Below are 13,307 nucleotides of genomic sequence, written 5' to 3' on the forward strand. Positions count from 1 at the left end.
CGTCAACCCGATGAACATGATCGCCGACATGCATGGCAGCAAAGACTACCGCGCGCATTTGGTGGGAGTGATGACTAAACGCGCCGTCCAAGACGGCTCGTAAACACAGAAACAACAAACCCTAAAGCCCCGGGGCAAAACCCCGGGGCTTTTGCTATGGTTTTCTAACCTTCGGAAGCTTTGCAGGTTGCCAATAAGCCCCGGTGTCTTCGCGTGTTTTCTCATAGGCTTCCACGCGGCGCAGGGCGTTTTCTCCGCCAGCCGCAAAGAGGTGGCTGAGCAGGCATTCCAGAACGGCCATCGCGCCGGAAAAGCTAGAGAAGTGGTGCATAGAGCGCGTGCTGATCTGCAGGCTCAGGTCCGGGCGAATACCGGGTGCAATCATATCGCTGTCCGAGATCAGGATGATCTTCAAACCTCGGTCCGCGGCGAAGCGCATGGTTCGGATCGTCTCGGACGAATAGGGTCGAACGGTTATGGCCAACAGACAATCATCTGACCCCGCATCCAGCAGATCGTCGGTTGCGGACCCCATGTGACGCGGGACCAGTTGCAAACCTGGATGGGCCATGCGGCCTGCATAGTGGAAGTAGTGAGCGAGCGCATAACTTGCACGCGTTGCTGTTATGAAGCAGCGGTTAGCGTTTAAGATAAACTGGATCACGGCGCTTGTTTTCTCCGGAGCCATCAAACGTAGGGATCTTGCCACGACGTTCATTTCATTGCGCGCAAACTCAGCCTGAGCGGGGTCGAATGAAGGGTCTGTTCGCTCCTCGCTCAACCAATCCCGATCCAAGCGGGTCTCGCCATCTGTAACCAGGGCATGTCGAAAAGGTTTGCGAAAGCCGTTGTAGCTATCAAAGCCCATCCGTTGGGCGAGGCGGACAAGAACGTTTGAGCTGACACCGATCTTTGTCGCGGTCGTGCGGATCGGGTCGAGGCCAAAGTCGCCCGGATGGTCTATCACATATTTGGCTGCCGCCTGTAGTTGCGGCGGCATTTGGTCGATTGTTTGCCGGAGGGCAGAGATCAGAGGGCTGAGCGCATCGGTCATGGGATAAAAGAAAACATATGTTTTGAAAATTTCCAATTGAAAACGATCTGGATGAGCGTAGATCGAACCCATACAGAACGGAGAGTTCAATGACGTCCACCGCCCCAAAGCCATATGTCCTTGTTGCCCCCAATGGGGCGCGGCGCGGGCATGCGGATCATCCTCAGCTACCGGTGAGCTTGCGGGAAACCCTTCAAACCGCGCATGACTGCCACGCAGCCGGAGCGGACGGGCTGCATCTGCATGTCCGTGATTCGGAGGGGCGGCACTCTTTGGATGCGGGTTTGTATCGCGAAGCCCTGGGCGAGTTGCGCCAGCAGTTGCCCGGTCTGGAGGTGCAGATCACGACCGAAGCCGCGGGGGTCTATGACGCAGAGGCTCAATTCGAGTGCTTGCGGCAGGTGGTCCCCACATGGGCGTCGATCTCTGTGCGCGAGGTCGCGGAGATGGCAGATCGGGTCTACGGTCTGTGCCATGATCAGGGGACGCGCGTTCAACATATCCTCTATCATGCGGAGGACGCGGCCTTGTTGGCACGACTACAGGCTGAAGGTGTTGTGAGGGCCGGGCAGGTGGATCGCCTGTTTGTTTTGGGCCGGTATGCGACAGGGCAGGAATCCGAGCCCGAAGATCTGGATCAGTTTCCGCAGGAGGGTGGTCCGTGGATGCTCTGCGCGTTTGGGGCAAAGGAACACAAGTGTTTGCTGAAGGCCGCGCTGCAGGGCGGGGATGTGCGAGTGGGGTTTGAAAACAGCCTGACGGACTCCTCAGGGCGAACTTGGCCGAACAATGCAGCGTCAGTTGCAGCACTCGTGTCGTTGATCAAAGGAGAACAAGAATGAGCCATGTGTTTCCGCGCCACACCAAGGCCGAGTTGCCCATCGCGGCAGGCGGTGACGGGTGTTACCTGATTGATGCCGACGGCAAACGCTATCTGGATTGTGGCGATGCGGCCGTGTCTTGTTTGGGGCATTCCAACCACGCGGTGATCGAGGCTGTTCAGCAGCAAGTTGAACAGATCGCTTTTGCCCATAGCGGTTTCATGACCTCGGAACCGGCGGAAGAGCTGGCCGATCTGCTGATCCAGCATGCTCCGGGCGATCTGGACCGGGTGTATTTCGTGTCCGGGGGCTCCGAGGCGACCGAGGCGGCGATCAAGCTGGCGCGCCAGTATTTCCTTGAGATCGGTCAGCCTGAGCGTCGCCATGTGATCGCGCGGCGTCAAAGCTATCACGGCAATACGCTGGGTGCGCTGTCTGCTGGCGGCAATGCATGGCGGCGGGCACAGTTCGCGCCGATGCTGATCGAGATGACCCATATCTCGGCGTGTTATGAATACGCGGAAAAGCCCGAGGGTGAGAGCAGCTTTGACTACGGCCAACGCGTCGCGAATGAGTTGGAGGAGGAGATCCTCCGCCTAGGACCGGAGACCGTCATGGCGTTCATGGCGGAACCGGTTGTCGGTGCGACTCTCGGTGCTGTTCCGGCGGTCGAGGGGTATTTCAAGCGCATTCGCGAGATTTGTGACCAATATGGGGTCCTGCTGATCCTCGATGAAGTCATGTGCGGTATGGGTCGAACCGGGCATCTGTTTGCTTGCGATCACGATGGCGTTGCACCGGATATTCTGTGCATTGCCAAAGGGTTGGGGGCCGGTTATCAACCGATTGGAGCCATGCTCTGCACGGATAAAATCTATGATGCGATACAACACGGCTCGGGCTTTTTCCAGCATGGTCATACCTATATTGGCCATCCGGTGGCGACGGCAGCGGCCTCGGCGGTGGTTCGTGAATTGACCAGCCAAGACCTCCCCGCCCGGGCCGGTGCTATGGGGGCTAAACTTCAATCCGCGCTGGAAGCGGCTTTTGGGCAGCACGCCAATGTGGGCGATATCCGGGGGCGCGGCCTGTTTCGCGGGATTGAACTGGTCGCGGATCGCGAAAGCAAAACTCCGTTTGATCCGACGTTGGGAGTGGCTGCAAAGATCAAAAAGGCTGCAATGGTCGAAGGGTTGATCTGCTATCCGATGTCGGGAACGCGCGGCGGCAAGGCCGGAGATCACATCCTTCTGGCTCCGCCCTTCATCATCGAAGAGGAGCAGATCGACGAGCTTGTCGCCAAGCTTGGCCGGGCGATGGCCGCCGTGATCTGACAATTTCGTGACAGCTCTTTTCGCCCCACGCAATTTCGCTAATTTTGGCGCGAACTTAATGAGAGTGCGGTCATGGTGCAGGATATTTGGCGAAGTTTCAGAGAGTTACCCCTTTGGGTGCAATTCTGGGTGGCCGTTATTTTGGTTCCGGTCAACCTGATGCCGCTGTTCTTTCTGGACCAGCCGCAGGGGGTTTTGATTGCCGCTCTTGCGATCACGGGGATGGCGTTGAACCTGCCGATCATGATTGCCGCGCGCGGGATGAGCGGAGCGATGGCCCTTCCGCATCTCCTGTGCTGGGTTCCTTTGGTGATTGTGGTGGTGGGGCTTCTGAGCGCAGCAGAAACGCTCAACTCGGCCTATGTTCGGTTCCTGTGGCTGCTGCTGATTGTCGATGTCATCTCGTTGGTATTCGACGTGCGGGATGCAGCCCATTGGATGCGCGACCGGAAAACAGGATGAAAAAAGCCCCTTCGGAGATCGAAGGGGCTTGGACATTTGCGGTGATGGGCAGAGTTATTTCTGCGGCAGCGGGCCGATCATCATGATCATCTGACGGCCTTCCATCTTGGGCATATTCTCAATCTTGCCCAGTTCCTTGATGTCTTCGGCAACGCGTTCCAGCAGTTCGCGACCCAGGTTCTGGTGCGCCATCTCACGGCCACGGAAGCGCAGGGTGACTTTAACCTTGTCGCCCTTTTCCAAGAACTTATAGACGTTCTTCATTTTGACTTCATAGTCATGCGTGTCGGTGTTGGGTCGGAATTTGACCTCTTTCACCTCGATGATCTTTTGTTTCTTGCGGGCTTCGCTTTCGCGTTTCTGCTGTTCGTACTTGAACTTGCCAAAGTCCATGATCTTGCAGACCGGCGGGTTCGCATTGGGCGAGATCTCGACGAGGTCAAGGCCGGCATCGGCGGCAAGTTGCATGGCTTTGGCGGGATGAACCACCCCGACATTTTCACCTTCGGCACCAATCAGGCGGATTTCGGGGGCACGTATCTTTTCATTGACGCGCGGGCCAGTGTCTCTCTGCGGCGGCGCGTTGTGGGGTCTGCGAGCTATGGGTTCATTCCTTTGATGATTGCAGAATTTCGAGGTGGGAATTTAGACGGGTGCGCGCAGTGTTTCAAGCAGCATAAAGGCTTAAAGACTGGAATTTCCCACGATTGAACACAGGAAACAGCTGGCCGGGACCCGATGGACCCGGCCAAACAGGTTGATCAGCCTACAAATGCTTTTTCGATTACGAACTCTTTGGGCTCCGAGTTTGCACCTTCGCGCAGGCCGAATTCCTCGAGGATTTCCTTGATGTCCAGGTTGAACGCCAGCGAACCGCAGACCATCGCACGGTCGGTTTCCGGTTTGATGCCGCCTTCGATCCCCAGATCGGCAAACACGGTGCCGTCTTTCAGCAGGTTTGTGATGCGGCCCATCTTTGGGCTCTCTTCCCGGGTCGTTGTTGGGTAGTACCGGATCTTGTCGGCAAAGCCTTCGCCCATCAGCTCGGCCAGCATTTCGTCCTGACGGATGTTTTCGATCAACTGGCGGCCATATTCCAGCTCGGCCACTTCGCGGCAGGTGTGGGTGATGATCACCTCATCGTAGTCCTCATAAGTTTGAGGCTCGCGCAGCAGCGAGGCAAAGGGGGCAAAGCCGGTGCCAGTGGCGAAGAACCACAGGCGTTTGCCTGGAAGCAGGGCGTCATGCACCAGTGTGCCCACGGGCTTGGGTCGCAGGATGATCTGATCGCCGGGCTGGATGTGCTGCAGCTTCGAGGTCAGCGGGCCGTCCTGTACCTTGATCGAGTAGAACTCCAGCTCTTCGTCCCAGGACGGAGACGCAATCGAATAGGCGCGCAGCAGCGGTTTCTGCCGACCGGTTTTCGGATCAGGATCGCCCATCAGGCCGATCATCACGAACTCACCCGATCGGAAACGCAGCGTCGCAGGGCGCGACACCCGGAACGAGAACAGGCTGTCGGTCCAGTGTTTGACCTCAGTCACGGTCTGGGCGTCCGGCAGAACGGGGGCCTTTACGGCGGTTGCTTCACTCACGGGCTTCATCTCTGTCATCGTTTCGCTATCGGTCTGCTAAACCGACATCTCCGTTTAATCTTTGATCCAAGTCAGGAAAAGGGGCGAAATGCCCCTTTTGTGCCACAAGCTGGCGATGTGGGGTCAGCCCCGCAGGCGGGCTTGGTAGTTGTTTTCTTCCCAGTTGGCGCGGGCCAACCACTGATCTTCGGGCTGGCGCGAGGCAAGGGCGTCGTCGATCTCGACCTCGTCAAAGCCGCTGCGGCGGGCCATGGCGTATTGATCGGCCAGAACCTGCCCTTTGGCGCGTAAACGGCCCGTATAGCCTTTCAGGCGCAGCACGCGGGCAATGGTGAAACCGCGACCATCCGCCGAGGAGGGGAAATCCACCCGCACCATCTGGGCGTTGCCAAGGCGCTGGACCAGCTCATCGGGGTCGGTGTCCGAGGCCACATCAAGCGCCACAACATCATTGGCCGCGTCTTCAAGCGTGACAAAGCCGTCGGTCCAGTCATCGGGGGAAAACCCCTCATCCGATACAATTACGTTCATGTTTTCTCTCCAGCGCGCACCATTTTGCCATCGACGAAATGGATGCCGCATTCTTCTTTGTTCTGGTCGCGCCAACGTCCGGCGCGGGGGTCTTCGCCTTCCTTGACCGGCGAGGTGCAGGGCGCACAGCCGATCGAGGGATAGCCTTTGGCCACCAGCGGATGGCGGGGCAGGTTGTTTTCGTCCATATAGGCGCGCACGTCCTCGGGCGCCCAATGGGCCAGCGGGTTGACCTTGATCCGGCCGGTGCCGTCCTCGACCTCAAAGAACTCGAGCGCAGCGCGGGTGCCCGCCTGAAACCGCTTGCGACCGGTGATCCAACCGCGATAGCCGGTCAGGGCCTGTTGCAGCGGGAAGGTCTTGCGCAGGTTGCAGCACGCATCCGTATCCCGCAGACGCAGCGCGCCATAGGGGTCCTCACGCTGAATGTCCTCATCCTCGGCGCGGATGATCTTGACGTTCTTCAGGCCGAGGCGTTCGCTGACGTCTTGCTGATATTCAAGCGTTTCTGCAAACAACATCATGGTTTCAACGAACAGAACCGGCGTCATCTGGTCGACAACGGCAGCCATGTGCAACAGAACAACCGACTCGGCCCCAAAGCTTGAGACCAGAGCCAGATCGTCGATTTCCTCAATCGCTCCATGCATGACGTCATGCGCCGAGTGATGGCGGAACCGGGCGTTGAGCGCGTTGACCTTTTCGGTCAGTTCAGCGCGGTCTTTGCCCAGTTCCGTCTGGATCAGATCAAGCGGCATTAGCCTGTGCCTCGGGGTAGAGTGCAGCCTTGAAGGGCGCCATACCGACGCGGCGGTAGGTTTCCAGGAAGGTTTCTTCCGCGCTCTCCCGCTGGTTCAGATAAGTGTCGACGATGCGCTCGACGGCCGGAACGATCTCATCATAGGCAAAGCCCGGGCCTGTGCGGTCGCCGATGGCCGCGGTCTCGGTGCCGTCGCCGCCCAGAGTGATCTGGTAGTTTTCGACGCCTGCGCGATCCAGACCCAGAATGCCGATATGGCCGACATGGTGGTGACCACAGGCGTTGATGCAGCCCGAGATCTTGATCTTCAAGTGGCCGATATCATGCTCCAGCTTCAACTCGTCAAAGCGGGTCGCAATCTGTTCCGCAACCGGGATCGAGCGGGCCGTGGCCAGCGCGCAATAATCCATGCCGGGGCAGGCGATGATGTCGCTGATCAGACCGATATTGGCGGTGGCCAACTCGTACTCTTTCAGCTTCGCGTGGATCGCAGGCAGGTCCGATTTGTGGACATGCGGCAGGATCACGTTCTGCTCATGACTGATGCGCAGCTCGTCATAGGCGAACTCTTCGGCCAGATCGGCCATGACGCGCATCTGCTCGGCTGTCGCATCGCCCGGCGTTTTACCGTGCTTCTTGATCGATATCGTGACGATAGCGTGGTCCGCGTTCTTGTGCGGCGCGATGTTGGTGTCGACCCACGACCGGAAGACCGGATCATTGGTGTAGGCCGACTCAAAGGACGCAACCGAACCTTCGTGGAAGGCAGGAGCCGCAAAATGGCCCTTGATCTCTTCCAGCAGGGCCATGTCGGCACCCTTGAACTGTGGGCGAACCTTCAGGAAGCGCTCGTTGACCTTGGCACGGATGGCGTCGATGCCATGCTCGTGCACGGTGATCTTGATGCGTGCCTTGTACTTGTTGTCGCGGCGACCGATCTGGTTCCACACGGAAACGGTGGCTTCGAGGTAAGCCAACAGGTCGTCGAAAACGACGAACTCGGACAGTTCCTTGCCGATCATCGGGGTCCGGCCCAGACCACCGCCTACGATGACACGGGCGCCCAGAACGCCGTCACGTTCGACCAGTTGCAGACCGATATCGTGCGCTTTGATCACGGCCCGGTCGTTTTCCGAGCCCGTGATGGCGATCTTGAACTTACGTGGCATGAACTGGAATTCCGGGTGGTCGGTTGACCACTGGCGCAGCAGTTCGGCATATGGGCGTGGGTCGGCGATTTCATCCGCGGCGGCACCGGCAAAGTGGTCGGCTGTCACGTTACGGATCGTGTTGCCCGAGGTCTGAATGGCGTGCATGCCAACTTCGGCCAGCGCGTCCAGCATATCCGGCACGTCTTTCAGTTTCGGCCAGTTGTACTGGATGTTCTGACGGGTGGTGAAATGGCCATAGCCCTTGTCCCATTTCTCGGCCAGAAGTGCCAGTTGGCGCATCTGTGCGCTGGAGAGCGTGCCGTAGGGAATGGCAACCCGCAGCATATAGGCGTGCAGCTGCAGATACAGGCCGTTCATCAGGCGCAGCGGCTTGAACTCATCTTCAGTCAGCGAGCCGTCGATGCGGCGTTCGACCTGTGCGCGGAACTGACGGTTACGCTCGGCCAGGAATGCTGTGTCAAACTCGGAGTAGCGATACATGTGTAGCTGTCCTTAAATGCAGCCCCGAAACCTAGGGGCCTTAATGGGGAGAAAGGGGCCGGAGGTCAGGCCCGGGGCTGCGACTGTGTTTCCTGCTTTCCGTGGGCATAGTTCGAGGGTCCGGTGCGGCGGAACTCCTCTCGGAAATGGGTGGGTTCGGGGCCGTTTTCACCAGCCACGGCATCGGCCAGATACGCGCCGACGATCTTGTTCGCCTGACGCGCTGCGTCCAGCAAACGGACCTGCGCATGTGCCTCATCGGTGATCAGTTCGGCCTCGGACAGTTCGCGCGACCAGCGGTCGTCTTCTGTCTGATAGATCACGTCACCTTCGAGCAGATCGTTGGCGGTGACGACTTTGGGGGTAAAAGCGCGGGCCATCAGGCATGCTCCTTTTTGAATTCAGTCAGGGCCAGGGGCGCTTGGCGCGGAGCGAGACCATAAAACATGAGGGCTGGACCGTTCATCTGGGCAGCAGCCAGATCCTTGGGTAAACGGTCCAGATTGGATTCCAGAATGCGTTGGTCAGGGCGCGAGGCGTTCTCGATCAGCGTCACAGGCGTCTGGCGGTCGGCGCCGTGCATGATCAGGCGCCCCTGAATGAAGCGTGCTGATTTCTTGCCCATATAGACCGCCGCAACTGATCCCTCACGCGCAAGGGCCGCCCAATCGTGATCCGCAAACCCTTTCATGTCGTGACCGGTCAGAAACCGAACCGAGGAGTTGCGACCGCGACGCGTAAGGCTTTGACCGATCCCAGCCACGGCGGCAGAGGCTGCAGTGATACCCGGAACGATCTGCCACGAGATACCTGCGGCCGCGACGGCCTCAGTCTCTTCGTCCAGACGCCCGAAGACGGTCGGGTCGCCCGATTTCAAACGTACAACACGCTGGCCTTTGAGCGCGTGCGAGACAAGCAGCGCGTTGATGTCTTCCTGTTTCCACGAAGGGCCGAAACCGGACTTGCCCACATCGACCAGAACGGCGGACTGACCAGCCAGTTTCAGAACCTCTGCGCTGATCAGGCGATCATGCAGCACGACATCCGCCCGCTCAAAGGCTTTGAGCGCCTTGAGCGTGAGCAAATCCGGATCACCGGGTCCTGCGCCGACAAAATCGACGTGTCCCAGGTTCTTTTGTGACTCCGACTGCGTCATCTTCTGTTCCAGTTGGTTTGACTTGTCCTGATATATAGGAAATATTCCCGGTAATGCGCCATATGCCGCGCTAAATAAGAATATACGTTCTTTAGAATCGAGAATTTGGAACGCTGGTTTCGAAACGTAAGGAAAATTGGAATGTCGGTGCGAATAGACGACACAGATCGGAAAATTCTGGCTGAGCTGCAGCGCGATGCCAGCCAATCTCTGGACGAAATAGCGGCGCAGGTCGGCAGTTCCAAGACGCCTGTTTGGAATCGAATCCGCAAGTTGAAAGGGGCCGGCATCATCGGTCAGCAGACCGTTTTGCTTGATGCCGAAGCGCTGGGTTTCGAGGCCACGTTCTTCGTCTTGATCCGGACCTCAGAGCATGAGGCCGAATGGCAGCGCAAATTCCTGAAGGCCCTGCGTGATCAACCTGAAGTCCAAGAGGCACATCGGCTGGCAGGGGACATCGACTATATCCTGAAAGTGAGGGTCAAGAATGCCCGCGCCTATGATCAGTTCTACCAACAGCTGATCTCAGAGGTGCGTGTTCACAACGTGACTGCCCTTTTGTCGATGGAAGAGATCAAGTCGACCACGATGCTGCCTCTCAACGCTTTAGTGGAAAGCTAGGAAGAGATTGGGGGGCGCTGCCCCCGCCGCCCCTCAAGGGGCGACTCCCCCGAGAAAATTTTAGCCAGATGAAAAAGGATCCCATGCTTCATCTGGCCCTAAATATCCCCGCCGGAGGCATCGCGCGCCCGCGCGATTTTTGCTGAATCTTTCGCCCGCCCGGAGGCAGATTTGTATCGCCTTCGCGATGGGTTGCAGTCTGGCACGAAGCTTTTTGGAAGTTGTGCAGACTTGCCATAAGGCGCCGCCAATGCAAGACCGTAAGACATGCAACGCATTTTGGTCATTGCCGGATTTCTAATGATGGTCGGAGTTTTGTCTTCGGCTGTATGGTTCTACGGCTACCGGCAGGCTGTGTTTCAACTCAGCGAAAAGGCCGAGGCGGATTTGGATCTGGCGGCGGATCGGTTGACGACACAGTTGCAAGTCTATCAGGAACTGGCGGTGCTGATGGCCAGCCACCCCGTGCTTGAAGATCTCAATACGCTGTCCGGTCGGGCCACCGCACAGGCTTTGCTATTGGAGGTCGCGGATAAAACGGCGGCGGTCGATGTAATTTATGCCGACCGGTCCGGGACGGTTCTGGCTTCTGCGCATGAAGGTGTCGCAAGCTCGGTCCAAGACAATCCAGCTTTCATACGCGCTATGCAAGGCGCATTGGGTAGCGCACATGGTATTCTGCCGGGACCCGGCAATCGCATATTCACCTATGCTGCACCCGATTTCGATGAGAGCGGTGCGGTGATCGGGGCTTTGATCGTGATTGCTGACGTTGAGGATATCGAACAAACTTGGCGTGGCAGCACCGAAGCGGTGTTCTTTGTCGACTACTCCGGCGTGGTCTTTATCTCGAACCGGCTGGAGTTGCTGTTTTGGCAACGCGTGGGCGCAGAGATTGGCTTGACCCCTCCGGATGGTGAGACGGTTTCTTTTCAGGCGCGGAGCTTGGGGCCGTATGAACTCTGGACGCTGGATTGGAGTCCATATCTGCCGCGCAGAGCTTTGCATCTTGTCAAGGAATTGCCGGTCATCGGCATGACTGGTGAGGTCTTGATGGATGTTGCTCCGGCCCGGCGACTGGCGGGTTTGCAGGCCGCGACAGTCGCAGCCCTCTGTTTGGCTTTTGGTGCGTTGTTATTTCTGGCGACCGAACGGCGGCGTACGCTGACAGAGGCAAACGCAGTGCTGGAGACCCGTGTGGCAAAACGCACCAAAGATCTGACGAAAGCAAACGCTGCGCTGCGCCGCGAGATTACAGAGCGGCAGGAGGCCGAAGCCGCCCTAAAACGCGCGCAAGCCGATCTTGTTCAGGCTGGTAAGCTGAGCGCTTTGGGACAGATGTCCGCTGGGATCAGCCATGAATTGAACCAGCCTTTGATGGCGATCCAGCAGTTTGCCGACAATGGCTCAGCCTTTATGGAGCGGGGTAAATCCGAGAAAGCCGCAGAAAATCTGGGTCGAATTTCCCAGATGGCGACGCGCATGGCGCGGATCATCAAGAACCTGCGCGCATTTGCTCGCAATGAAAGCGAACCGATGGGGCGCGTGGATCTGGTGCAGGTTCTGAACGCTGCTGTTGAGTTGACCGAGGCTCGGCTTCGTTCCGAAAATGTCTCGCTGGACTGGACCGCGCCCGAACATCCTGTCTTTGCCTGGGGTGGCGAGGTCCGTTTAGTGCAAGTTTTTGTGAACCTGATCAACAACGCAGCCGATGCAATGAGCCAGCAGGAAGATCGCCGTATTCAGATCGAGATTCATCCCGGCGAAAGGCTTTTAGTTACCGTGCGGGACATCGGGCCGGGGATCGAGAACACGGAAAAGCTGTTCGAGCCATTTTATTCCACCAAGGCCGTTGGCTCTTCAGAAGGAATGGGGCTTGGGCTTTCGATCTCCTACGGTCTGGTCCAGAGCTTCGGGGGCAACATCCGTGGGATCAACACGGAAGAAGGGGCAGAGTTCACGGTCGAGTTGGAGCCTTGTGAGAAGGAAAAGGCGGCATGACTCGGGTCGTTTTGCTGGTGGACGACGACGCTGCTGTGCGTGAGGCATTGGCCCAGACCCTCGAACTGGCGGAGTATCAACCGATTGCGGCGGGATCTTTTGTGGCGGCCAAAGACCACATTCGATCTGATTTCCCGGGTGTAATCCTGTCAGATATCCGGATGCCCGGGCGGGATGGCTTTCATCTGCTTAGTTACGCACAAGAGATCGACCCGGAGTTGCCGGTGGTTTTGCTGACGGGTGAGGGTGACATTCCGATGGCGGTTCAGGCCATGGGGCAGGGGGCGTTCGACTTTTTGGAGAAACCCTGTGCTGCGGCGGACCTTCTGGCGGTGCTGGACCGGGCGTTTGATGCCCGAGCGCATATCATCCAACAACGCGCGCTTAAATCAGAGCTGGAACGCGGAGACCCTGCGGCGCGGCTTTTGTTCGGCCTCTCCCCTCAGGCCGAGACCTTGCGTGAGCGGGTGCGCAGTGTTGCTCCGACGGGCGCCGAGGTTCTGGTCACCGGTCCGGCGGGCAGCGGGATTTCCAAGGTTGCCGAGGTTGTGCATCTGATGTCGCCCGTTGGGCAGGGACCTTTCGTCAAACGCGCGGCGGCTGGGTTGAGTGTTCAGGACTTCACCCAAGCCTGCGAAGATGCAAAGGGCGGGTCCCTGTTTCTGGACGAGATATCGGCCATGCCGCAATCGACTCAGTATGAAGCGCTGGACGTGATTGAGCGCGGTGCAGGGGCGCGGATTATTGCGGGCACGACCTCGGACCTGTCTGCGATCTCTGCCGAGGGCCGATTCAACGCCGATCTCTACTACCGTTTGGATGTGATGCGGGTGCGCATACCGTCTCTGGCGGAGCGCCCCGAGGATATCCCGACCCTCTTTCGTCACTATGTTGCCCAGGCCGCCGAGCAGGCGGGGATCGCTGAGCCGGACGTGTCACCTGAGCATCTTGCAGCGTTGATGGCCAGCGATTGGCCGGGCAATGCGCGCTCTTTGATGTCGTCGGCCATGCGGTTTGTTTTAGGGATGCCCGAGGAGGTTACCGAGACGACGGATCTGGGCTTGAACGAGCAGATGGCACGGGTAGAGCGTTCGTTGCTGATCGCTGCGTTGGGGCGGCACAACGGAAAGGCCTCGGACGCGGCGAAGGCGCTGAAGCTGCCGCGCAAGACGTTCTACGACAAACTGGCGCGCTATCAGATTCGGCCCGAGGACTACCGGCGATAGGGGGTACTCCCGCCAGCTTTGCCCGCATTTGCATTCGGTTAAAGCCGTTGGGCCGAGCAGTCCGCCAAGGCGAACTGCGGGTGGTGCCAGAGCG

General features: G+C 58.4%; 14 protein-coding genes and 1 pseudogene. 7 read left to right on the forward strand and 8 right to left on the reverse strand.

Annotated elements, in window-relative coordinates; translation table 11 throughout:
* A pseudogene (locus ACR0J4_RS00005) lies at window positions 1-103 on the forward strand (FAD binding domain-containing protein); the annotation flags it as partial.
* A 51-nt stretch (window positions 104-154) separates the two neighbouring features.
* On the opposite strand, the gene ACR0J4_RS00010 reads toward ACR0J4_RS00005, so the two are convergent.
* Window positions 155-1,054 carry a MurR/RpiR family transcriptional regulator gene (locus ACR0J4_RS00010; RefSeq protein WP_170549069.1) on the reverse strand — a complete coding sequence of 300 codons (900 nt, stop codon included), beginning with the start codon at window positions 1,052-1,054 and terminating at the stop codon, window positions 155-157.
* An 89-nt stretch (window positions 1,055-1,143) separates the two neighbouring features.
* Between ACR0J4_RS00010 and ACR0J4_RS00015 the strand changes: the two genes are divergently transcribed.
* The 3 genes from ACR0J4_RS00015 (at window position 1,144) to ACR0J4_RS00025 (ending at window position 3,671) form a co-directional block, all read left to right on the forward strand.
* A complete protein-coding gene (locus ACR0J4_RS00015) occupies window positions 1,144-1,896 on the forward strand; it encodes a beta-keto acid cleavage family enzyme (RefSeq protein WP_170641400.1) in 753 nt (250 codons plus the stop codon).
* Entirely contained in the window at window positions 1,893-3,209 is a 1,317-nt protein-coding gene (locus ACR0J4_RS00020; protein ID WP_170641402.1) for an aspartate aminotransferase family protein, read from the forward strand. Before ACR0J4_RS00015 ends, ACR0J4_RS00020 begins: the two co-directional genes overlap by 4 nt.
* Window positions 3,210-3,338: 129 nt before the next feature.
* Complete coding sequence (locus ACR0J4_RS00025; RefSeq protein ID WP_170641405.1) at window positions 3,339-3,671, forward strand: hypothetical protein; 333 nt, start codon at window positions 3,339-3,341, stop codon at window positions 3,669-3,671.
* A 54-nt stretch (window positions 3,672-3,725) separates the two neighbouring features.
* Here the strand turns inward: ACR0J4_RS00025 and infC are convergent, their stop codons facing one another.
* The 7 genes from infC to cobA form a co-directional block, all read right to left on the reverse strand.
* Window positions 3,726-4,316 (reverse strand): translation initiation factor IF-3, encoded by a 591-nt coding sequence (infC, locus tag ACR0J4_RS00030; RefSeq protein ID WP_480668285.1) that lies wholly within the window; start codon window positions 4,314-4,316, stop codon window positions 3,726-3,728.
* A 116-nt stretch (window positions 4,317-4,432) separates the two neighbouring features.
* Window positions 4,433-5,284 carry a ferredoxin--NADP reductase gene (locus tag ACR0J4_RS00035; RefSeq protein WP_170487349.1) on the reverse strand — a complete coding sequence of 284 codons (852 nt, stop codon included), beginning with the start codon at window positions 5,282-5,284 and terminating at the stop codon, window positions 4,433-4,435.
* Between the two features lie 105 nt (window positions 5,285-5,389).
* Entirely contained in the window at window positions 5,390-5,797 is a 408-nt protein-coding gene (locus ACR0J4_RS00040) for a DUF934 domain-containing protein (RefSeq protein WP_170641407.1), read from the reverse strand.
* A complete protein-coding gene (locus ACR0J4_RS00045) occupies window positions 5,794-6,555 on the reverse strand; it encodes a phosphoadenylyl-sulfate reductase (protein WP_170641409.1) in 762 nt (253 codons plus the stop codon). Before ACR0J4_RS00045 ends, ACR0J4_RS00040 begins: the two co-directional genes overlap by 4 nt.
* A complete protein-coding gene (locus tag ACR0J4_RS00050; protein ID WP_170641411.1) occupies window positions 6,545-8,209 on the reverse strand; it encodes a nitrite/sulfite reductase in 1,665 nt (554 codons plus the stop codon). The genes ACR0J4_RS00045 and ACR0J4_RS00050 overlap by 11 nt, the downstream gene beginning before the upstream one ends.
* Window positions 8,210-8,274: 65 nt before the next feature.
* The gene (locus ACR0J4_RS00055; RefSeq protein ID WP_170373575.1) at window positions 8,275-8,589 is read right to left on the reverse strand and encodes a DUF2849 domain-containing protein; all 315 of its coding nucleotides are present in this window, start codon (window positions 8,587-8,589) and stop codon (window positions 8,275-8,277) included.
* Entirely contained in the window at window positions 8,589-9,365 is a 777-nt protein-coding gene (gene cobA, locus ACR0J4_RS00060) for a uroporphyrinogen-III C-methyltransferase (RefSeq protein ID WP_170641413.1), read from the reverse strand. Before cobA ends, ACR0J4_RS00055 begins: the two co-directional genes overlap by 1 nt.
* 141 nt (window positions 9,366-9,506) lie before the next feature.
* On the opposite strand from cobA, the gene ACR0J4_RS00065 reads away from it, so the two are divergent.
* The 3 genes from ACR0J4_RS00065 (at window position 9,507) to ACR0J4_RS00075 (ending at window position 13,213) form a co-directional block, all read left to right on the forward strand.
* A complete protein-coding gene (locus ACR0J4_RS00065; protein WP_170373577.1) occupies window positions 9,507-9,986 on the forward strand; it encodes an Lrp/AsnC family transcriptional regulator in 480 nt (159 codons plus the stop codon).
* Window positions 9,987-10,253: 267 nt separating this feature from the next.
* A complete protein-coding gene (locus ACR0J4_RS00070; protein ID WP_170641415.1) occupies window positions 10,254-11,987 on the forward strand; it encodes an ATP-binding protein in 1,734 nt (577 codons plus the stop codon).
* A complete protein-coding gene (locus ACR0J4_RS00075) occupies window positions 11,984-13,213 on the forward strand; it encodes a sigma-54-dependent transcriptional regulator (RefSeq protein ID WP_170549040.1) in 1,230 nt (409 codons plus the stop codon). The genes ACR0J4_RS00070 and ACR0J4_RS00075 overlap by 4 nt, the downstream gene beginning before the upstream one ends.
* Window positions 13,214-13,307: the final 94 nt, after the last annotated feature.

This window comes from Ruegeria sp. B10, assembly GCF_056539825.1.

What these genes read in the sequence shown, in the direction of transcription:
- ACR0J4_RS00010 (WP_170549069.1), bottom strand. Translation starts at nt 1,054, where the DNA reads ATGACCGATGCGCTCAGCCCTCTGATCTCTGCCCTCCGGCAAACAATC.
- ACR0J4_RS00015 (WP_170641400.1), top strand. Translation starts at nt 1,144, where the DNA reads ATGACGTCCACCGCCCCAAAGCCATATGTCCTTGTTGCCCCCAATGGG.
- ACR0J4_RS00020 (WP_170641402.1), top strand. Translation starts at nt 1,893, where the DNA reads ATGAGCCATGTGTTTCCGCGCCACACCAAGGCCGAGTTGCCCATCGCG.
- ACR0J4_RS00035 (WP_170487349.1), bottom strand. Translation starts at nt 5,284, where the DNA reads ATGACAGAGATGAAGCCCGTGAGTGAAGCAACCGCCGTAAAGGCCCCC.
- ACR0J4_RS00040 (WP_170641407.1), bottom strand. Translation starts at nt 5,797, where the DNA reads ATGAACGTAATTGTATCGGATGAGGGGTTTTCCCCCGATGACTGGACC.
- ACR0J4_RS00045 (WP_170641409.1), bottom strand. Translation starts at nt 6,555, where the DNA reads ATGCCGCTTGATCTGATCCAGACGGAACTGGGCAAAGACCGCGCTGAA.
- ACR0J4_RS00050 (WP_170641411.1), bottom strand. Translation starts at nt 8,209, where the DNA reads ATGTATCGCTACTCCGAGTTTGACACAGCATTCCTGGCCGAGCGTAAC.
- ACR0J4_RS00055 (WP_170373575.1), bottom strand. Translation starts at nt 8,589, where the DNA reads ATGGCCCGCGCTTTTACCCCCAAAGTCGTCACCGCCAACGATCTGCTC.
- cobA (WP_170641413.1), bottom strand. Translation starts at nt 9,365, where the DNA reads ATGACGCAGTCGGAGTCACAAAAGAACCTGGGACACGTCGATTTTGTC.
- ACR0J4_RS00065 (WP_170373577.1), top strand. Translation starts at nt 9,507, where the DNA reads ATGTCGGTGCGAATAGACGACACAGATCGGAAAATTCTGGCTGAGCTG.
- ACR0J4_RS00070 (WP_170641415.1), top strand. Translation starts at nt 10,254, where the DNA reads ATGCAACGCATTTTGGTCATTGCCGGATTTCTAATGATGGTCGGAGTT.
- ACR0J4_RS00075 (WP_170549040.1), top strand. Translation starts at nt 11,984, where the DNA reads ATGACTCGGGTCGTTTTGCTGGTGGACGACGACGCTGCTGTGCGTGAG.